This is a genomic window from Caulobacter rhizosphaerae (genome assembly GCF_010977555.1).
GTDB classification, from domain to species: Bacteria; Pseudomonadota; Alphaproteobacteria; order Caulobacterales; family Caulobacteraceae; genus Caulobacter; species Caulobacter rhizosphaerae.
In genome coordinates this window covers 2,044,837-2,066,852 of sequence record NZ_CP048815.1, presented here as the reverse complement: position 1 = coordinate 2,066,852, position 22,016 = coordinate 2,044,837, and the positions used below count along the sequence as shown (strand labels likewise).

Genomic DNA, 22,016 nt, shown 5'->3' with positions numbered 1-22,016 from the left:
AGAACGCTCGTTCGTTTGCATTTTCCTTGCTGGGCAACGGATAGGCGCGATCCGGCGACGCATGCGGCAAATTGCCGCATGCGTGCAGATGCACGCATAGGTTTTATGGTGGTTAGGCTAGGGGTTAGACCTTGGGGACGTCAGCGATTCGCTCCGCCAGCTGGCGCACGGTGGGGGCCTCGAAGAAGGCGCGCACCGGCAGCTCCACCTGCAGGGCCTCGCGCACCCGCGAGACCACCTGGGTGGCCAGCAGCGAGTGGCCGCCCAGGTCGAAGAAGTTGTCCTGCGCCCCCACCCGGTCCAGCCGAAGGGTCTCGGCCCAGATCGCCGCCAGCGCCTCCTCCAGGGGCGTGCTGGGAACGACATAGTCGCCGATCAGCTCGGGCCGCTCCTCGGGCGCGGGCAGCGCCTGGCGGTCGACCTTGCCGCTGGCCGTCAGCGGCAGCTGGTCCAGCACCACGATCGCCGAGGGCACCATGTAGCCGGGACTGCGGGCCCGGACCCGGGCGCGCAGGTCGCCCGCGTCCAGGTCGCGGCCCACCACATAGGCTGTCAGCCGCCTGTCCCCCGGCGCGTCCTCGCGCACCACGGCCACGGCCTGGGCCACCCCGGGCTGCTCCAGCAGCACCGCCTCCACCTCGCCAAGCTCGATGCGGTGGCCCCGCACCTTGACCTGGTGGTCCAGCCGCCCCAGGAACTCCAGCTCACCGCCCTGGCGCCAGCGCACCAGGTCGCCGGTCCGGTAAAGCCGCGAGCCGGCCGGGCCGTACGGGTTGGCCACGAACCGCTCGGCCGTCAGGCCAGGCCGCCCCAGATAACCCCGCGCCAGCCCATCGCCGGCGATGTAGAGCTCGCCCGCAACCCCAATCGGCGCCAGGCCAAGCTCCCCGTCCAGCACATAGACAGGCGGATCGATCTGAAAGTCTTCCGCGGCGCAAGGCGCGCGCGCGCCGGTCAGGCGGGGCCTCGTTCGGGACAATTCCTGCAGGCGCCGGGCCTGCTCGCCCCCCAGCACCGGCAGGGCCGACAGCGCCTGGTCCGGATCGCCCAGCGCCCCCTCCAGCAGGCAGGTCAGCCCCTCCAGCAGCCGCTCGATCGTCGAGGACTCGTAGAGGTCGGTGGCGTACTGCAGGATGCCTGCAAAGCCCTCGCCCTCGAAGATGTTGAGGTTGAGATCGAACCGGGCGGTGAGAATCTCCCCACCGGTGCGCCGCCACGCCAGTCCCTTCAGGACTAGGGTCTCTTCACGGACATTGTGCAGGGTCACCATCGCCTGGAAGATCGGATGGCGGCTCAGATCCCGTTCGGGAGCCAGCTCGGCCACCAGCTTCTCGAACGGCAGGTCCTGGTGGGCGTAGGCCCCCAGGGTGGTCTCCTTGACCCGGCCCAGCAGCGTGCGGAAGCTGGGATCGCCCGACAGGTCCGTGCGCAGGGCCAGGGTGTTGACGAAGAACCCCACCAGCGGCTCCAACTCGCGCCCGTCGCGACCGGCGCTTTGAGCGCCCACCACCACGTCCGTCTGGCCGCTCCAGCGGCTGACCAGCACCTGGAAGGCGGCCAGGAACACCATGAACGGGGTCACCCCCTCACGCCGCGCCAGCTCCCGCACCCCTTCCGACAGCGTCCCGGGCAGGGTGAACGGCAAGGCCGCCCCCCGGAAGCTCTCCACCGGCGGCCGCGGCCGGTCGGTGGGCAGCTCCAGCACCGGCGGAGCCCCCGCCAGGCGCTCGCGCCAATAGGCCAGCTGACGCTCCAGCGCCTCGTCGCGCAGCCACTGACGCTGCCACAGCGCATAGTCGGCGTACTGCACCTCCAGCGGCGCCAGCGGCGAGGGCCGACCCTCCAGGAACGCCTCGTACAGCGCCCCAAGCTCGCGCGGGATGATCCCCAGCAGCGACCAGCCGTCCGACAGGATGTGGTGCATGCTCATCAGCAGCACGTGGTCCTGCGGACCAAGCCGCAGCAGCTCGGCCCGGAACAGCGGTCCCCGCTCCAGGTCGAACGGCCGCTCGATCTCGGCCTGCTGCAGCGCCTGGGCCTTGGCCTCGCGCGCGTCCGCCTCCAGCCCGCCAAGGTCCCTGACCGTCAGCTCGAACGGCCCAGGCGGGTCGATCACCTGCACCGGCTCGCCGTCCCGCACCGCAAAGCGCGTGCGCAACGGCTCGTGGCGCGCCACCAGCGCCCCAAGGCTGGCCTCCAGCGCCCCCACGTCCAGCGGGCCTTCCAGCCGCAGGAAGTTGGGCATGGTGTAGGACGTGCCCACCCCAAGCTGCTCGAGGAACCAAAGTCGCTCCTGGGCGAACGACAGCGGCAGACGCTCCGGACGCGCCTGGCGCGTCAGCGGCGGACGGCTCAGGCCCTCCTGCTCCTTCTGGGCGACCTCCACCCTCTGGGCCAGCTGGCGCACGGTGGGGGCCTCGAAGAAGGCGCGCACCGGCAGCTCCACCTGCAGGGCCTCGCGCACCCGCGAGACCACCTGGGTGGCCAGCAGCGAGTGGCCGCCCAGGTCGAAGAAGTTGTCCTGCGCCCCCACCCGGTCCAGCCGAAGGGTCTCGGCCCAGATCGCCGCCAGCGCCTCCTCCAGGGGCGTGCTGGGAACGACATAGTCGCCGATCAGCTCGGGCCGCTCCTCGGGCGCGGGCAGCGCCTGGCGGTCGACCTTGCCGCTGGCCGTCAGCGGCAGCTGGTCCAGCACCACGATCGCCGAGGGCACCATGTAGCCGGGACTGCGGGCCCGGACCCGGGCGCGCAGGTCGCCCGCGTCCAGGTCGCGGCCCACCACATAGGCTGTCAGCCGCCTGTCCCCCGGCGCGTCCTCGCGCACCACGGCCACGGCCTGGGCCACCCCGGGCTGCTCCAGCAGCACCGCCTCCACCTCGCCAAGCTCGATGCGGTGGCCCCGCACCTTGACCTGGTGGTCCAGCCGCCCCAGGAACTCCAGCTCACCGCCCTGGCGCCAGCGCACCAGGTCGCCGGTCCGGTAGAGCCGCGAGCCGGCCGGGCCGTACGGGTTGGCCACGAACCGCTCGGCCGTCAGGCCAGGCCGCCCCAGATAACCCCGCGCCAGCCCATCGCCGGCGATGTAGAGCTCGCCCGCAACCCCAATCGGCGCCAGGCCAAGCTCCCCGTCCAGCACATAGAGCTGGACGTTGGCGATCGGACGGCCGATCGGCGCATGGCGCTCGACCCCGTCCGACGGCAGCACGAAGGCCGACACCACGTGGCTTTCGGCGGGTCCATAATGGTTGATCAGCCGCGCCTGGCTGGCGGCGATCATCTCCAGGATGGCGGCGTTGGCCACCAGCGCCTCGCCGGCCTGGTAGACCTCGCTCAGCGCCAGGTCGGGACGCGAGCGCCGCCAGGCCAGGGCCAGTTGCTCAAGCAGGACCTGCGGGCAGAACAGGTGACGCACCCCCCAGCGGTCCAGGCACTCCACCAGCCGTTCGGGATCCTGGCGGATGGCCGCGTCGACCAGCACCAGGCGCGCCCCGCGGGTCAGGGCCAGGAAGATCTCCTGCACCGAGACGTCGAAGTGCAGCGGGGTCAGTTGCAGAACCGGCCCCACCGAGGCGGGATAGGCCATGGCCGGGGCGGTGAGCAGGTTGACGATCGCCCCGTGGGTCATCCCCACGCCCTTGGGCGATCCGGTCGAGCCGGAGGTGTAGATCACATAGGCCAGGTTGAGCGGACCCGCGGCCGGCGGCGGGGCCTGGTCGGGCCGCGCCGCGATCGCCTGGGCCTCCTCGTCCAGCAGCACCGCCGGGCCTTCCAGCCCCAGCCCCGACCATAGCGGGCCCGCGCTCAGGGTCAGGGCCGCCCCGGCGTCCGCCAGCATGAACGCCAGCCGCTCGGCCGGATAGTCGGGATCCAGCGGCAGGTAGGCCCCGCCGGCCTTGAGGATGGCCAGCAGCCCCACCACCATCTCGAACGAGCGCTCCAGGCACAGCCCCACCACCACCTCGGGACCCACGCCCCGGGCCTTCAGGTGCCAGGCCAGCTGGTTGGACCGCGCCTCCAGCTCCCCGTAGCTCATCGTCGCCTCGCCCAGCGCCAGGGCCGTGGCCTGGGGCGCGCGCCCCGCCTGCTCGGAGAACAGCGCATGGACGGGCCGATCGCGCGGATAGTCCGACGCCGTGGCGTTCCACTCCACCGCCAGGCGCCGGGCCTGCTCGCTCCCCAGCACCGGCAGGGCCGACAGCGCCTGGTCCGGATCGCCCAGCGCCCCCTCCAGCAGGCAGGTCAGCCCCTCCAGCAGCCGCTCGATCGTCGAGGCCTCGTAGAGGTCGGTGGCGTACTCGAAGAAGCCGTCGATCCCCAGCCCCTCGAACAGGTGCAGCTCCAGATCGAACTTGGCCGTCGTGATCCGCCCGCCCACCTGGTTCCAGCTGAGATCGCGAAGCTCCAGATCCTCGTGCGGGACGTTGTTGAACGTCACCATCGTCTGGAAGATCGGATGACGTCCCAGATCCCGTTCGGGGGCCAGCTCGGCCACCAGCTTCTCGAACGGCAGGTCCTGGTGGGCGTAGGCCCCCAGGGTGGTCTCCTTGACCCGGCCCAGCAGCGTGCGGAAGCTGGGATCGCCCGACAGGTCCGTGCGCAGGGCCAGGGTGTTGACGAAGAACCCCACCAGCGGCTCCAGCTCGCGCCGGTCGCGACCGGCGATCGCCGAGCCCACCACCACGTCCGTCTGGCCGCTCCAGCGGCTGACCAGCACCTGGAAGGCGGCCAGGAACACCATGAACGGGGTCACCCCCTCACGCCGCGCCAGCTCCCGCACCCCCTCCGACAGCGTCCCGGGCAGGGTGAACGGCAAGGCCGCCCCCCGGAAGCTCTCCACCGGCGGCCGCGGCCGGTCGGTGGGCAGCTCCAGCACCGGCGGAGCCCCCGCCAGGCGCTCGCGCCAATAGGCCAGCTGACGCTCCAGCGCCTCGTCGCGCAGCCACTGACGCTGCCACAGCGCATAGTCGGCGTACTGCACCTCCAGCGGCGCCAGCGGCGAGGGCCGACCCTCCAGGAACGCCTCGTACAGCGCCCCAAGCTCGCGCGGGATGATCCCCAGCAGCGACCAGCCGTCCGACAGGATGTGGTGCATGCTCATCAGCAGCACGTGGTCCTGCGGACCAAGCCGCAGCAGCTCGGCCCGGAACAGCGGTCCCCGCTCCAGGTCGAACGGCCGCTCGATCTCGGCCTGCTGCAGCGCCTGGGCCTTGGCCTCGCGCGCGTCCGCCTCCAGCCCGCCAAGGTCCCTGACCGTCAGCTCGAACGGCCCAGGCGGGTCGATCACCTGCACCGGCTCGCCGTCCCGCACCGCAAAGCGCGTGCGCAACGGCTCGTGGCGCGCCACCAGCGCCCCAAGGCTGGCCTCCAGCGCCCCCACGTCCAGCGGGCCTTCCAGCCGCAGGAAGTTGGGCATGGTGTAGGACGTGCCCACCCCAAGCTGCTCGAGGAACCAAAGTCGCTCCTGGGCGAACGACAGCGGCAGACGCTCCGGACGCGCCTGGCGCGTCAGCGGCGGACGGCTCAGGCCCTCCTGCTCCTTCTGGGCGACCTCCACCCTCTGGGCCAGCTGGCGCACGGTGGGGGCCTCGAAGAAGGCGCGCACCGGCAGCTCCACCTGCAGGGCCTCGCGCACCCGCGAGACCACCTGGGTGGCCAGCAGCGAGTGGCCGCCCAGGTCGAAGAAGTTGTCCTGCGCCCCCACCCGGTCCAGCCGAAGGGTCTCGGCCCAGATCGCCGCCAGCGCCTCCTCCAGGGGCGTGCTGGGAACGACATAGTCGCCGATCAGCTCGGGCCGCTCCTCGGGCGCGGGCAGCGCCTGGCGGTCGACCTTGCCGTTGGCCGTCAGCGGCAGCTGGTCCAGGGCCAGGATCGCCGAGGGGGTCATGTAGTCGGGGACCTTGGCCTTGAGCGCCTCGCGCAGCCGCGCCCCCAGCTGCTGGGTCAGCTGGCCCAGCAGCGGGTCGTTGACATGCTCGCTCCACGCCCCGGCCGGCTCGGCCGGAAGGTCCAGCGGCGTCTGGACCTGGCCCGGGTCGACCAGCTCCACGTCGAACCGCCCCTCCCCGCCGCCGCTCCAGCTGATCTGCGCCTGGTAACCGCGCGCCTGGGCCAGCGCCCAGAACGCCTCGGGGTCCTGGCCTCGGGCCGGATGGGCCTTGAGCGCCTCGCGCAGCTGCGCCACGCTGGCGTTCTCCTCCATCGTCTCCATCAGCCGCGCGGCCGCCGCGTCCTGGGCCAGGCGATGGTTGGCCACCCCGCGCACCCGCACCCGCGCCGGACGATGCTGCGCCAGCTGCTCGTCCAGCCGCTCCAGCGCCTGATCGTCGCCTTCCAGCTCCACGGCCGCGTAGCGCGCCTGCTCCTGGCGGCTGAGGATCACGTCGTAGCGATAGCCCGTCAGCTCGTTGACGTACCGCCCCCGCTTGAGCAGGGCCCGCACCTGGCCCACCCCCAGCTGCTCGCGCGCGGCCTCGAAGAAGCCCGGAGCCACCAGCAGCTCCTTGTCCTGGGCCATGGCCCGCGCCACCCGCGCCTTGAGCCGCCCAACGCTCAGCCCCGCCGGGGCCTTGTCCAGCTGCACCGAGGCGTGGAACGCCTTGATCAGGTCCAGCTGGCGAACGTCGCCCACGAACACCTGGCCTTGCGGCCCCACCAGATCCAGCGCCTGGGACAGCACCGACAGCAGGTACTCCCCGTCAGGGAAGTACTGGATGATCGAGTTGAGCACGACCGTGTCGAACGCCCCCGCCTCCCAGCCCTCGAACTGGGTGGCCTCGCGCCGCAGCAGCCGCACGTGCGACAGCGCCGGCTGCTCGTCCAGCCACCGCTGCAGCCCGCCCAGGGCCGCGGCCGAGATGTCCGTGCCCGTATAGTCCCGGCCCGCCGCCAGGTGCTCCAGCAAAAGCCCCACCCCGCAGCCGATCTCCAGGATCGCCCCAGGCTCCAGGTCCTGGATCCGCTCCAGGGTCTGGTCGCGCCACTCGCGCATCTGCTCCAACGGGATCGCCGCCCCGGTATAGCTGCTGTTCCAGCCCCGGAAGCTGGGCGCGGCCGCCGTCTCGCTGGCCCCGTAGGCGTCGTCGAACAGCGTCTCCCACTGCTCGACGTTCTCCTCGCGCGCCTCCTCGTAGGCCTGGGCGTGGGCCGCCTTCAGCCCCTGGGCCTCGGCCACCACATAGGCCACCAGCCGCTTGTCCCCCGGCGCGTCCTCGCGCACCACGGCCACGGCCTGGGCCACCCCGGGCTGCTCCAGCAGCACCGCCTCCACCTCGCCAAGCTCGATGCGGTGGCCCCGCACCTTGACCTGGTGGTCCAGCCGCCCCAGGAACTCCAGCTCACCGCCCTGGCGCCAGCGCACCAGGTCGCCGGTCCGGTAGAGCCGCGAGCCGGCCGGGCCATACGGGTTGGCCACGAACCGCTCGGCCGTCAGGCCAGGCCGCCCCAGATAACCCCGCGCCAGCCCATCGCCGGCGATGTAGAGCTCGCCCGCAACCCCAATCGGCGCCAGGCCAAGCTCCCCGTCCAGCACGTAAACCTGCGTGTTGGCGATCGGACGACCGATCGGAACCGTCGCCGTGGTCACGGAGGCCACCGCATGAGTCGTGGTGAAGGTGGTGCCTTCGGTGGGGCCATAGCCGTTGATCAGGGCGCAGCCCGGCGCCAGTTCCCGCAGCCTGCGCACATGGACCGGGGACAACACGTCCCCACCCGCCACCAACTGGCGCAGCCCCGACAGATGCTCGATCCCTTCGTCGGCGACCTGCTGGAACAGCCCCGCCGTCAGCCAAGCGCTGTTGACGCCGCCCTGGTCGATCGTCTGGCCGATCCGGGCGATGTCGATCACCTTGTCGGGATAGAGCACCAGGCGCCCGCCATTGGCCAACGCGCCCCACAGCTCGAAGGTGGCCGCATCGAAGGTCAGCGGCGCCATAAGGAGCATCACCGTGTCGGCGTCGAAGCGCGCATACTCCACCGACCGCACCAGCCGGGCGATGTTGCGGTGGACGGTCCCCACGCCCTTGGGCGATCCGGTCGAGCCGGAGGTGTAGATCACATAGGCCAGGTTGAGCGGGCCCGCGGCCGGCGGCGGGGCCTGGTCGGGCCGCCCCGCGATCGCCTGGGCCTCCTCGTCCAGCAGCACCGCCGGGCCTTCCAGCCCCAGCCCCGACCATAGCGGGCCCGCGCTCAGGGTCAGGGCCGCCCCGGCGTCCGCCAGCATGAACGCCAGCCGCTCGGCCGGATAGTCGGGATCCAGCGGCAGGTAGGCCCCGCCGGCCTTGAGGATGGCCAGCAGCCCCACCACCATCTCGAACGAGCGCTCCAGGCACAGCCCCACCACCACCTCGGGACCCACGCCCCGGGCCTTCAGGTGCCAGGCCAGCTGGTTGGACCGCGCCTCCAGCTCCCCGTAGCTCATCGTCGCCTCGCCCAGCGCCAGGGCCGTGGCCTGGGGCGCGCGCCCCGCCTGCTCGGAGAACAGCGCATGGACGGGCCGATCGCGCGGATAGTCCGACGCCGTGGCGTTCCACTCCACCGCCAGGCGCCGGGCCTGCTCGCCCCCCAGCACCGGCAGGGCCGACAGCGCCTGGTCCGGATCGCCCAGCGCCCCCTCCAGCAGGCAGGTCAGCCCCTCCAGCAGCCGCTCGATCGTCGAGGCCTCGTAGAGGTCGGTGGCGTACTCGAAGAAGCCGTCGATCCCCAGCCCCTCGAACAGGTGCAGCTCCAGATCGAACTTGGCGGTGTCGTGCTCACCGCCGCACTGCCTCAATTGGAGATTGGGCAAGGATAAGGGCGCGTGGGGGACATTGTGCAGGGCTACGACCACCTGGACCAGGGGATGACGTCCCAGATCCCGCTCGGGGGCCAGCTCGGCCACCAGCTTCTCGAACGGCAGGTCCTGGTGGGCGTAGGCCCCCAGGGTGGTCTCCTTGACCCGGCCCAGCAGCGTGCGGAAGCTGGGATCGCCCGACAGGTCCGTGCGCAGGGCCAGGGTGTTGACGAAGAACCCCACCAGCGGCTCCAGCTCGCGCCGGTCGCGACCGGCGATCGCCGAGCCCACCACCACGTCCGTCTGGCCGCTCCAGCGGCTGACCAGCACCTGGAAGGCGGCCAGGAACACCATGAACGGGGTCACCCCCTCACGCCGCGCCAGCTCCCGCACCCCCTCCGACAGCGTCCCGGGCAGGGTGAACGGCAAGGCCGCCCCCCGGAAGCTCTCCACCGGCGGCCGCGGCCGGTCGGTGGGCAGCTCCAGCACCGGCGGAGCCCCCGCCAGGCGCTCGCGCCAATAGGCCAGCTGACGCTCCAGCGCCTCGTCGCGCAGCCACTGACGCTGCCACAGCGCATAGTCGGCGTACTGCACCTCCAGCGGCGCCAGCGGCGAGGGCCGACCCTCCAGGAACGCCTCGTACAGCGCCCCAAGCTCGCGCGGGATGATCCCCAGCAGCGACCAGCCGTCCGACAGGATGTGGTGCATGCTCATCAGCAGCACGTGGTCCTGCGGACCAAGCCGCAGCAGCTCGGCCCGGAACAGCGGTCCCCGCTCCAGGTCGAACGGCCGCTCGATCTCGGCCTGCTGCAGCGCCTGGGCCTTGGCCTCGCGCGCGTCCGCCTCCAGCCCGCCAAGGTCCCTGACCGTCAGCTCGAACGGCCCAGGCGGGTCGATCACCTGCACCGGCTCGCCGTCCCGCACCGCAAAGCGCGTGCGCAACGGCTCGTGGCGCGCCACCAGCGCCCCAAGGCTGGCCTCCAGCGCCCCCACGTCCAGCGGGCCTTCCAGCCGCAGGAAGTTGGGCATGGTGTAGGACGTGCCCACCCCAAGCTGCTCGAGGAACCAAAGTCGCTCCTGGGCGAACGACAGCGGCAGACGCTCCGGACGCGCCTGGCGCGTCAGCGGCGGACGGCTCAGGCCCTCCTGCTCCTTCTGGGCGACCTCCACCCTCTGGGCCAGCTGGCGCACGGTGGGGGCCTCGAAGAAGGCGCGCACCGGCAGCTCCACCTGCAGGGCCTCGCGCACCCGCGAGACCACCTGGGTGGCCAGCAGCGAGTGGCCGCCCAGGTCGAAGAAGTTGTCCTGCGCCCCCACCCGGTCCAGCCGAAGGGTCTCGGCCCAGATCGCCGCCAGCGCCTCCTCCAGGGGCGTGCTGGGAACGACATAGTCGCCGATCAGCTCGGGCCGCTCCTCGGGCGCGGGCAGCGCCTGGCGGTCGACCTTGCCGCTGGCCGTCAGCGGCAGCTGGTCCAGCACCACGATCGCCGAGGGCACCATGTAGCCGGGACTGCGGGCCCGGACCCGGGCGCGCAGGTCGCCCGCGTCCAGGTCGCGGCCCACCACATAGGCTGTCAGCCGCCTGTCCCCCGGCGCGTCCTCGCGCACCACGGCCACGGCCTGGGCCACCCCGGGCTGCTCCAGCAGCACCGCCTCCACCTCGCCAAGCTCGATGCGGTGGCCCCGCACCTTGACCTGGTGGTCCAGCCGCCCCAGGAACTCCAGCTCACCGCCCTGGCGCCAGCGCACCAGGTCGCCGGTCCGGTAGAGCCGCGAGCCGGCCGGGCCGTACGGGTTGGCCACGAACCGCTCGGCCGTCAGGCCAGGCCGCCCCAGATAACCCCGCGCCAGCCCATCGCCGGCGATGTAGAGCTCGCCCGCAACCCCAATCGGCGCCAGGCCAAGCTCCCCGTCCAGCACATAGAGCTGGACGTTGGCGATCGGACGGCCGATCGGCGCATGGCGCTCGACCCCGTCCGACGGCAGCACGAAGGCCGACACCACGTGGCTTTCGGCGGGTCCATAATGGTTGATCAGCCGCGCCTGGCTGGCGGCGATCATCTCCAGGATGGCGGCGTTGGCCACCAGCGCCTCGCCGGCCTGGTAGACCTCGCTCAGCGCCAGGTCGGGACGCGAGCGCCGCCAGGCCAGGGCCAGTTGCTCAAGCAGGACCTGCGGGCAGAACAGGTGACGCACCCCCCAGCGGTCCAGGCACTCCACCAGCCGTTCGGGATCCTGGCGGATGGCCGCGTCGACCAGCACCAGGCGCGCCCCGCGGGTCAGGGCCAGGAAGATCTCCTGCACCGAGACGTCGAAGTGCAGCGGGGTCAGTTGCAGAACCGGCCCCACCGAGGCGGGATAGGCCATGGCCGGGGCGGTGAGCAGGTTGACGATCGCCCCGTGGGTCATCCCCACGCCCTTGGGCGATCCGGTCGAGCCGGAGGTGTAGATCACATAGGCCAGGTTGAGCGGGCCCGCGGCCGGCGGCGGGGCCTGGTCGGGCCGCGCCGCGATCGCCTGGGCCTCCTCGTCCAGCAGCACCGCCGGGCCTTCCAGCCCCAGCCCCGACCATAGCGGGCCCGCGCTCAGGGTCAGGGCCGCCCCGGCGTCCGCCAGCATGAACGCCAGCCGCTCGGCCGGATAGTCGGGATCCAGCGGCAGGTAGGCCCCGCCGGCCTTGAGGATGGCCAGCAGCCCCACCACCATCTCGAACGAGCGCTCCAGGCACAGCCCCACCACCACCTCGGGACCCACGCCCCGGGCCTTCAGGTGCCAGGCCAGCTGGTTGGACCGCGCCTCCAGCTCCCCGTAGCTCATCGTCGCCTCGCCCAGCGCCAGGGCCGTGGCCTGGGGCGCGCGCCCCGCCTGCTCGGAGAACAGCGCATGGACGGGCCGATCGCGCGGATAGTCCGACGCCGTGGCGTTCCACTCCACCGCCAGGCGCCGGGCCTGCTCGCTCCCCAGCACCGGCAGGGCCGACAGCGCCTGGTCCGGATCGCCCAGCGCCCCCTCCAGCAGGCAGGTCAGCCCCTCCAGCAGCCGCTCGATCGTCGAGGCCTCGTAGAGGTCGGTGGCGTACTCGAAGAAGCCGTCGATCCCCAGCCCCTCGAACAGGTGCAGCTCCAGATCGAACTTGGCCGTCGTGATCCGCCCGCCCACCTGGTTCCAGCTGAGATCGCGAAGCTCCAGATCCTCGTGCGGGACGTTGTTGAACGTCACCATCGTCTGGAAGATCGGATGACGTCCCAGATCCCGTTCGGGGGCCAGCTCGGCCACCAGCTTCTCGAACGGCAGGTCCTGGTGGGCGTAGGCCCCCAGGGTGGTCTCCTTGACCCGGCCCAGCAGCGTGCGGAAGCTGGGATCGCCCGACAGGTCCGTGCGCAGGGCCAGGGTGTTGACGAAGAACCCCACCAGCGGCTCCAGCTCGCGCCGGTCGCGACCGGCGATCGCCGAGCCCACCACCACGTCCGTCTGGCCGCTCCAGCGGCTGACCAGCACCTGGAAGGCGGCCAGGAACACCATGAACGGGGTCACCCCCTCACGCCGCGCCAGCTCCCGCACCCCCTCCGACAGCGTCCCGGGCAGGGTGAACGGCAAGGCCGCCCCCCGGAAGCTCTCCACCGGCGGCCGCGGCCGGTCGGTGGGCAGCTCCAGCACCGGCGGAGCCCCCGCCAGGCGCTCGCGCCAATAGGCCAGCTGACGCTCCAGCGCCTCGTCGCGCAGCCACTGACGCTGCCACAGCGCATAGTCGGCGTACTGCACCTCCAGCGGCGCCAGCGGCGAGGGCCGACCCTCCAGGAACGCCTCGTACAGCGCCCCAAGCTCGCGCGGGATGATCCCCAGCAGCGACCAGCCGTCCGACAGGATGTGGTGCATGCTCATCAGCAGCACGTGGTCCTGCGGACCAAGCCGCAGCAGCTCGGCCCGGAACAGCGGTCCCCGCTCCAGGTCGAACGGCCGCTCGATCTCGGCCTGCTGCAGCGCCTGGGCCTTGGCCTCGCGCGCGTCCGCCTCCAGCCCGCCAAGGTCCCTGACCGTCAGCTCGAACGGCCCAGGCGGGTCGATCACCTGCACCGGCTCGCCGTCCCGCACCGCAAAGCGCGTGCGCAACGGCTCGTGGCGCGCCACCAGCGCCCCAAGGCTGGCCTCCAGCGCCCCCACGTCCAGCGGGCCTTCCAGCCGCAGGAAGTTGGGCATGGTGTAGGACGTGCCCACCCCAAGCTGCTCGAGGAACCAAAGTCGCTCCTGGGCGAACGACAGCGGCAGACGCTCCGGACGCGCCTGGCGCGTCAGCGGCGGACGGCTCAGGCCCTCCTGCTCCTTCTGGGCGACCTCCACCCTCTGGGCCAGCTGGCGCACGGTGGGGGCCTCGAAGAAGGCGCGCACCGGCAGCTCCACCTGCAGGGCCTCGCGCACCCGCGAGACCACCTGGGTGGCCAGCAGCGAGTGGCCGCCCAGGTCGAAGAAGTTGTCCTGCGCCCCCACCCGGTCCAGCCGAAGGGTCTCGGCCCAGATCGCCGCCAGCGCCTCCTCCAGGGGCGTGCTGGGAACGACATAGTCGCCGATCAGCTCGGGCCGCTCCTCGGGCGCGGGCAGCGCCTGGCGGTCGACCTTGCCGTTGGCCGTCAGCGGCAGCTGGTCCAGGGCCAGGATCGCCGAGGGGGTCATGTAGTCGGGGACCTTGGCCTTGAGCGCCTCGCGCAGCCGCGCCCCCAGCTGCTGGGTCAGCTGGCCCAGCAGCGGGTCGTTGACATGCTCGCTCCACGCCCCGGCCGGCTCGGCCGGAAGGTCCAGCGGCGTCTGGACCTGGCCCGGGTCGACCAGCTCCACGTCGAACCGCCCCTCCCCGCCGCCGCTCCAGCTGATCTGCGCCTGGTAACCGCGCGCCTGGGCCAGCGCCCAGAACGCCTCGGGGTCCTGGCCTCGGGCCGGATGGGCCTTGAGCGCCTCGCGCAGCTGCGCCACGCTGGCGTTCTCCTCCATCGTCTCCATCAGCCGCGCGGCCGCCGCGTCCTGGGCCAGGCGATGGTTGGCCACCCCGCGCACCCGCACCCGCGCCGGACGATGCTGCGCCAGCTGCTCGTCCAGCCGCTCCAGCGCCTGATCGTCGCCTTCCAGCTCCACGGCCGCGTAGCGCGCCTGCTCCTGGCGGCTGAGGATCACGTCGTAGCGATAGCCCGTCAGCTCGTTGACGTACCGCCCCCGCTTGAGCAGGGCCCGCACCTGGCCCACCCCCAGCTGCTCGCGCGCGGCCTCGAAGAAGCCCGGAGCCACCAGCAGCTCCTTGTCCTGGGCCATGGCCCGCGCCACCCGCGCCTTGAGCCGCCCAACGCTCAGCCCCGCCGGGGCCTTGTCCAGCTGCACCGAGGCGTGGAACGCCTTGATCAGGTCCAGCTGGCGAACGTCGCCCACGAACACCTGGCCTTGCGGCCCCACCAGATCCAGCGCCTGGGACAGCACCGACAGCAGGTACTCCCCGTCAGGGAAGTACTGGATGATCGAGTTGAGCACGACCGTGTCGAACGCCCCCGCCTCCCAGCCCTCGAACTGGGTGGCCTCGCGCCGCAGCAGCCGCACGTGCGACAGCGCCGGCTGCTCGTCCAGCCACCGCTGCAGCCCGCCCAGGGCCGCGGCCGAGATGTCCGTGCCCGTATAGTCCCGGCCCGCCGCCAGGTGCTCCAGCAAAAGCCCCACCCCGCAGCCGATCTCCAGGATCGCCCCAGGCTCCAGGTCCTGGATCCGCTCCAGGGTCTGGTCGCGCCACTCGCGCATCTGCTCCAACGGGATCGCCGCCCCGGTATAGCTGCTGTTCCAGCCCCGGAAGCTGGGCGCGGCCGCCGTCTCGCTGGCCCCGTAGGCGTCGTCGAACAGCGTCTCCCACTGCTCGACGTTCTCCTCGCGCGCCTCCTCGTAGGCCTGGGCGTGGGCCGCCTTCAGCCCCTGGGCCTCGGCCACCACATAGGCCACCAGCCGCTTGTCCCCCGGCGCGTCCTCGCGCACCACGGCCACGGCCTGGGCCACCCCGGGCTGCTCCAGCAGCACCGCCTCCACCTCGCCAAGCTCGATGCGGTGGCCCCGCACCTTGACCTGGTGGTCCAGCCGCCCCAGGAACTCCAGCTCACCGCCCTGGCGCCAGCGCACCAGGTCGCCGGTCCGGTAGAGCCGCGAGCCGGCCGGGCCATACGGGTTGGCCACGAACCGCTCGGCCGTCAGGCCAGGCCGCCCCAGATAACCCCGCGCCAGCCCATCGCCGGCGATGTAGAGCTCGCCCGCAACCCCAATCGGCGCCAGGCCAAGCTCCCCGTCCAGCACGTAAACCTGCGTGTTGGCGATCGGACGACCGATCGGAATCCGCTGGCCCGCCAGCGGGCCGACTACGCCGCAGGTGGCGCAAACCGTGTCTTCGGTCGGACCATAGGCGTTGACGAACTCGACCTGACCACTCCAACGCTCCGCCAGCGAGGGCGGACAGATCTCGCCAGCGACGATCACTGTCTCCAGATGCGGGAAATCCTCCGGCCGAAGCAGGCTCAGGACCGACGGCAAGACGGTCATGGTCGTCACCTGCCCGGCGATCAAGGCGTCAGCCAAGTCCACGCCCGCCGACTGCGGCGCGAGCAGGTGTAACGCCGCCCCTGAGCAGAGCGTCATGCCGCATTCCCACATGAACGCGTCGAAGTTCGGCCGCGAACACTGGATCACCCGTCGCGCGTCGTCCAAACGGAAGAGCTTGAGCTGGGCGGCGATCAAATTGCTCAATCCGCCATGGGCGACGCCCACGCCCTTGGGCGATCCGGTCGAGCCGGAGGTGTAGATCACATAGGCCAGGTTGAGCGGGCCCGCGGCCGGCGGCGGGGCCTGGTCGGACCGCCCCGCGATCGCCTGGGCCTCCTCGTCCAGCAGCACCGCCGGGCCTTCCAGCCCCAGCCCCGACCATAGCGGGCCCGCGCTCAGGGTCAGGGCCGCCCCGGCGTCCGCCAGCATGAACGCCAGCCGCTCGGCCGGATAGTCGGGATCCAGCGGCAGGTAGGCCCCGCCGGCCTTGAGGATGGCCAGCAGCCCCACCACCATCTCGAACGAGCGCTCCAGGCACAGCCCCACCACCACCTCGGGACCCACGCCCCGGGCCTTCAGGTGCCAGGCCAGCTGGTTGGACCGCGCCTCCAGCTCCCCGTAGCTCATCGTCGCCTCGCCCAGCGCCAGGGCCGTGGCCTGGGGCGCGCGCCCCGCCTGCTCGGAGAACAGCGCATGGACAGGCCGATCGCGCGGATAGTCCGACGCCGTGGCGTTCCACTCCACCGCCAGGCGCCGGGCCTGCTCGCTCCCCAGCACCGGCAGGGCCGACAGCGCCTGGTCCGGATCGCCCAGCGCCCCCTCCAGCAGGCAGGTCAGCCCCTCCAGCAGCCGCTCGATCGTCGAGGCCTCGTAGAGGTCGGTGGCGTACTCGAAGAAGCCGTCGATCCCCAGCCCCTCGAACAGGTGCAGCTCCAGATCGAACTTGGCCGTCGTGATCCGCCCGCCGGCCGGCTTGAGGGTCAGGCCCGCCAGCTCCAGCTGATCCTGCGGCACGTTGTGCATGCCGATCATCACCTGCACGATCGGGTGGCGTCCCAGATCCCGTTCGGGGGCCAGCTCGGCCACCAGCTTCTCGAACGGCAGGTCCTGGTGGGCGTAGGCCCCCAGGGTGGTCTCCTTGACCCGGCCCAGCAGCGTGCGGAAGCTGGGATCGCCCGACAGGTCCGTGCGCAGGGCCAGGGTGTTGACGAAGAACCCCACCAGCGGCTCCAGCTCGCGCCGGTCGCGACCGGCGATCGCCGAGCCCACCACCACGTCCGTCTGGCCGCTCCAGCGGCTGACCAGCACCTGGAAGGCGGCCAGGAACACCATGAACGGGGTCACCCCCTCACGCCGCGCCAGCTCCCGCACCCCCTCCGACAGCGTCCCGGGCAGGGTGAACGGCAAGGCCGCCCCCCGGAAGCTCTCCACCGGCGGCCGCGGCCGGTCGGTGGGCAGCTCCAGCACCGGCGGAGCCCCCGCCAGGCGCTCGCGCCAATAGGCCAGCTGACGCTCCAGCGCCTCGTCGCGCAGCCACTGACGCTGCCACAGCGCATAGTCGGCGTACTGCACCTCCAGCGGCGCCAGCGGCGAGGGCCGACCCTCCAGGAACGCCTCGTACAGCGCCCCAAGCTCGCGCGGGATGATCCCCAGCAGCGACCAGCCGTCCGACAGGATGTGGTGCATGCTCATCAGCAGCACGTGGTCCTGCGGACCAAGCCGCAGCAGCTCGGCCCGGAACAGCGGTCCCCGCTCCAGGTCGAACGGCCGCTCGATCTCGGCCTGCTGCAGCGCCTGGGCCTTGGCCTCGCGCGCGTCCGCCTCCAGCCCGCCAAGGTCCCTGACCGTCAGCTCGAACGGCCCAGGCGGGTCGATCACCTGCACCGGCTCGCCGTCCCGCACCGCAAAGCGCGTGCGCAACGGCTCGTGGCGCGCCACCAGCGCCCCAAGGCTGGCCTCCAGCGCCCCCACGTCCAGCGGGCCTTCCAGCCGCAGGAAGTTGGGCATGGTGTAGGACGTGCCCACCCCAAGCTGCTCGAGGAACCAAAGTCGCTCCTGGGCGAACGACAGCGGCAGACGCTCCGGACGCGCCTGGCGCGTCAGCGGCGGACGGCTCAGGCCCTCCTGCTCCTTCTGGGCGACCTCCACCCTCTGGGCCAGCTGGCGCACGGTGGGGGCCTCGAAGAAGGCGCGCACCGGCAGCTCCACCTGCAGGGCCTCGCGCACCCGCGAGACCACCTGGGTGGCCAGCAGCGAGTGGCCGCCCAGGTCGAAGAAGTTGTCCTGCGCCCCCACCCGGTCCAGCCGAAGGGTCTCGGCCCAGATCGCCGCCAGCGCCTCCTCCAGGGGCGTGCTGGGAACGACATAGTCGCCGATCAGCTCGGGCCGCTCCTCGGGCGCGGGCAGCGCCTGGCGGTCGACCTTGCCGTTGGCCGTCAGCGGCAGCTGGTCCAGGGCCAGGATCGCCGAGGGGGTCATGTAGTCGGGGACCTTGGCCTTGAGCGCCTCGCGCAGCCGCGCCCCCAGCTGCTGGGTCAGCTGGCCCAGCAGCGGGTCGTTGACATGCTCGCTCCACGCCCCGGCCGGCTCGGCCGGAAGGTCCAGCGGCGTCTGGACCTGGCCCGGGTCGACCAGCTCCACGTCGAACCGCCCCTCCCCGCCGCCGCTCCAGCTGATCTGCGCCTGGTAACCGCGCGCCTGGGCCAGCGCCCAGAACGCCTCGGGGTCCTGGCCTCGGGCCGGATGGGCCTTGAGCGCCTCGCGCAGCTGCGCCACGCTGGCGTTCTCCTCCATCGTCTCCATCAGCCGCGCGGCCGCCGCGTCCTGGGCCAGGCGATGGTTGGCCACCCCGCGCACCCGCACCCGCGCCGGACGATGCTGCGCCAGCTGCTCGTCCAGCCGCTCCAGCGCCTGATCGTCGCCTTCCAGCTCCACGGCCGCGTAGCGCGCCTGCTCCTGGCGGCTGAGGATCACGTCGTAGCGATAGCCCGTCAGCTCGTTGACGTACCGCCCCCGCTTGAGCAGGGCCCGCACCTGGCCCACCCCCAGCTGCTCGCGCGCGGCCTCGAAGAAGCCCGGAGCCACCAGCAGCTCCTTGTCCTGGGCCATGGCCCGCGCCACCCGCGCCTTGAGCCGCCCAACGCTCAGCCCCGCCGGGGCCTTGTCCAGCTGCACCGAGGCGTGGAACGCCTTGATCAGGTCCAGCTGGCGAACGTCGCCCACGAACACCTGGCCTTGCGGCCCCACCAGATCCAGCGCCTGGGACAGCACCGACAGCAGGTACTCCCCGTCAGGGAAGTACTGGATGATCGAGTTGAGCACGACCGTGTCGAACGCCCCCGCCTCCCAGCCCTCGAACTGGGTGGCCTCGCGCCGCAGCAGCCGCACGTGCGACAGCGCCGGCTGCTCGTCCAGCCACCGCTGCAGCCCGCCCAGGGCCGCGGCCGAGATGTCCGTGCCCGTATAGTCCCGGCCCGCCGCCAGGTGCTCCAGCAAAAGCCCCACCCCGCAGCCGATCTCCAGGATCGCCCCAGGCTCCAGGTCCTGGATCCGCTCCAGGGTCTGGTCGCGCCACTCGCGCATCTGCTCCAACGGGATCGCCGCCCCGGTATAGCTGCTGTTCCAGCCCCGGAAGCTGGGCGCGGCCGCCGTCTCGCTGGCCCCGTAGGCGTCGTCGAACAGCGTCTCCCACTGCTCGACGTTCTCCTCGCGCGCCTCCTCGTAGGCCTGGGCGTGGGCCGCCTTCAGCCCCTGGGCCTCGGCCACCACATAGGCCACCAGCCGCTTGTCCCCCGGCGCGTCCTCGCGCACCACGGCCACGGCCTGGGCCACCCCGGGCTGCTCCAGCAGCACCGCCTCCACCTCGCCAAGCTCGATGCGGTGGCCCCGCACCTTGACCTGGTGGTCCAGCCGCCCCAGGAACTCCAGCTCACCGCCCTGGCGCCAGCGCACCAGGTCGCCGGTCCGGTAGAGCCGCGAGCCGGCCGGGCCATACGGGTTGGCCACGAACCGCTCGGCCGTCAGGCCAGGCCGCCCCAGATAACCCCGCGCCAGCCCATCGCCGGCGATGTAGAGCTCGCCCGCAACCCCGATCGGCGCCAGGCCAAGCTCCCCGTCCAGCACGTAAACCTGCGTGTTGGCGATCGGACGACCGATCGGAACCGTCGCCGTGGTCACGGAGGCCACCGCATGAGTCGTGGTGAAGGTGGTGCCTTCGGTGGGGCCATAGCCGTTGATCAGGGCGCAGCCCGGCGCCAGTTCCCGCAGCCTGCGCACATGGACCGGGGACAACACGTCCCCACCCGCCACCAACTGGCGCAGCCCCGACAGATGCTCGATCCCTTCGTCGGCGACCTGCTGGAACAGCCCCGCCGTCAGCCAAGCGCTGTTGACGCCGCCCTGGTCGATCGTCTGGCCGATCCGGGCGATGTCGATCACCTTGTCGGGATAGAGCACCAGGCGCCCGCCATTGGCCAACGCGCCCCACAGCTCGAAGGTGGCCGCATCGAAGGTCAGCGGCGCCATAAGGAGCATCACCGTGTCGGCGTCGAAGCGCGCATACTCCACCGACCGCACCAGCCGGGCGATGTTGCGGTGGACGGTCCCCACGCCCTTGGGCGATCCGGTCGAGCCGGAGGTGTAGATCACATAGGCCAGGTTGAGCGGGCCCGCGGCCGGCGGCGGGGCCTGGTCGGACCGCCCCGCGATCGCCTGGGCCTCCTCGTCCAGCAGCACCGCCGGGCCTTCCAGCCCCAGCCCCGACCATAGCGGGCCCGCGCTCAGGGTCAGGGCCGCCCCGGCGTCCGCCAGCATGAACGCCAGCCGCTCGGCCGGATAGTCGGGATCCAGCGGCAGGTAGGCCCCGCCGGCCTTGAGGATGGCCAGCAGCCCCACCACCATCTCGAACGAGCGCTCCAGGCACAGCCCCACCACCACCTCGGGACCCACGCCCCGGGCCTTCAGGTGCCAGGCCAGCTGGTTGGACCGCGCCTCCAGCTCCCCGTAGCTCATCGTCGCCTCGCCCAGCGCCAGGGCCGTGGCCTGGGGCGCGCGCCCCGCCTGCTCGGAGAACAGCGCATGGACAGGCCGATCGCGCGGATAGTCCGACGCCGTGGCGTTCCACTCCACCGCCAGGCGCCGGGCCTGCTCGCTCCCCAGCACCGGCAGGGCCGACAGCGCCTGGTCCGGATCGCCCAGCGCCCCCTCCAGCAGGCAGGTCAGCCCCTCCAGCAGCCGCTCGATCGTCGAGGCCTCGTAGAGGTCGGTGGCGTACTCGAAGAAGCCGTCGATCCCCAGCCCCTCGAACAGGTGCAGCTCCAGATCGAACTTGGCCGTCGTGATCCGCCCGCCCACCTGGTTCCAGCTGAGATCGCGAAGCTCCAGATCCTCGTGCGGGACGTTGTTGAACGTCACCATCGTCTGGAAGATCGGATGACGTCCCAGATCCCGTTCGGGGGCCAGCTCGGCCACCAGCTTCTCGAACGGCAGGTCCTGGTGGGCGTAGGCCCCCAGGGTGGTCTCCTTGACCCGGCCCAGCAGCGTGCGGAAGCTGGGATCGCCCGACAGGTCCGTGCGCAGGGCCAGGGTGTTGACGAAGAACCCCACCAGCGGCTCCAGCTCGCGCCGGTCGCGACCGGCGATCGCCGAGCCCACCACCACGTCCGTCTGGCCGCTCCAGCGGCTGACCAGCACCTGGAAGGCGGCCAGGAACACCATGAACGGGGTCACCCCCTCACGCCGCGCCAGCTCCCGCACCCCCTCCGACAGCGTCCCGGGCAGGGTGAACGGCAAGGCCGCCCCCCGGAAGCTCTCCACCGGCGGCCGCGGCCGGTCGGTGGGCAGCTCCAGCACCGGCGGAGCCCCCGCCAGGCGCTCGCGCCAATAGGCCAGCTGACGCTCCAGCGCCTCGTCGCGCAGCCACTGACGCTGCCACAGCGCATAGTCGGCGTACTGCACCTCCAGCGGCGCCAGCGGCGAGGGCCGACCCTCCAGGAACGCCTCGTACAGCGCCCCAAGCTCGCGCGGGATGATCCCCAGCAGCGACCAGCCGTCCGACAGGATGTGGTGCATGCTCATCAGCAGCACGTGGTCCTGCGGACCAAGCCGCAGCAGCTCGGCCCGGAACAGCGGTCCCCGCTCCAGGTCGAACGGCCGCTCGATCTCGGCCTGCTGCAGCGCCTGGGCCTTGGCCTCGCGCGCGTCCGCCTCCAGCCCGCCAAGGTCCCTGACCGTCAGCTCGAACGGCCCAGGCGGGTCGATCACCTGCACCGGCTCGCCGTCCCGCACCGCAAAGCGCGTGCGCAACGGCTCGTGGCGCGCCACCAGCGCCCCAAGGCTGGCCTCCAGCGCCCCCACGTCCAGCGGGCCTTCCAGCCGCAGGAAGTTGGGCATGGTGTAGGACGTGCCCACCCCAAGCTGCTCGAGGAACCAAAGTCGCTCCTGGGCGAACGACAGCGGCAGACGCTCCGGACGCGCCTGGCGCGTCAGCGGCGGGGCCGTCCCGACCGGCAACGACTGGATGAATTCCAGGACCTCGGCCCTGCGTCGCCGGACCTCCGCCACGAGCGCGGGCGAAAGCGAACCCTTGGGCGCCGCCAGCATGAGGCCGTTTTCCCCGAGGGAGACCTCGGCTCCCGCTTCGCGCAGGGACGCCACCAGCGTTTCGACGTCCATCAGCCTTCTCCCTGCCTCACGC

The 22,016-nt window shown here is 72.1% G+C and carries 1 protein-coding gene; it reads right to left on the bottom strand.

The genetic code is table 11. The features are described from left to right. Positions 1-124 precede the first annotated feature (124 nt). The gene (locus G3M57_RS09845) at positions 125-21,994 is read right to left on the bottom strand and encodes a non-ribosomal peptide synthase/polyketide synthase (protein WP_163230222.1); all 21,870 of its coding nucleotides are present in this window, start codon (positions 21,992-21,994) and stop codon (positions 125-127) included. Between the last annotated feature and the right edge of the window lie 22 nt (positions 21,995-22,016).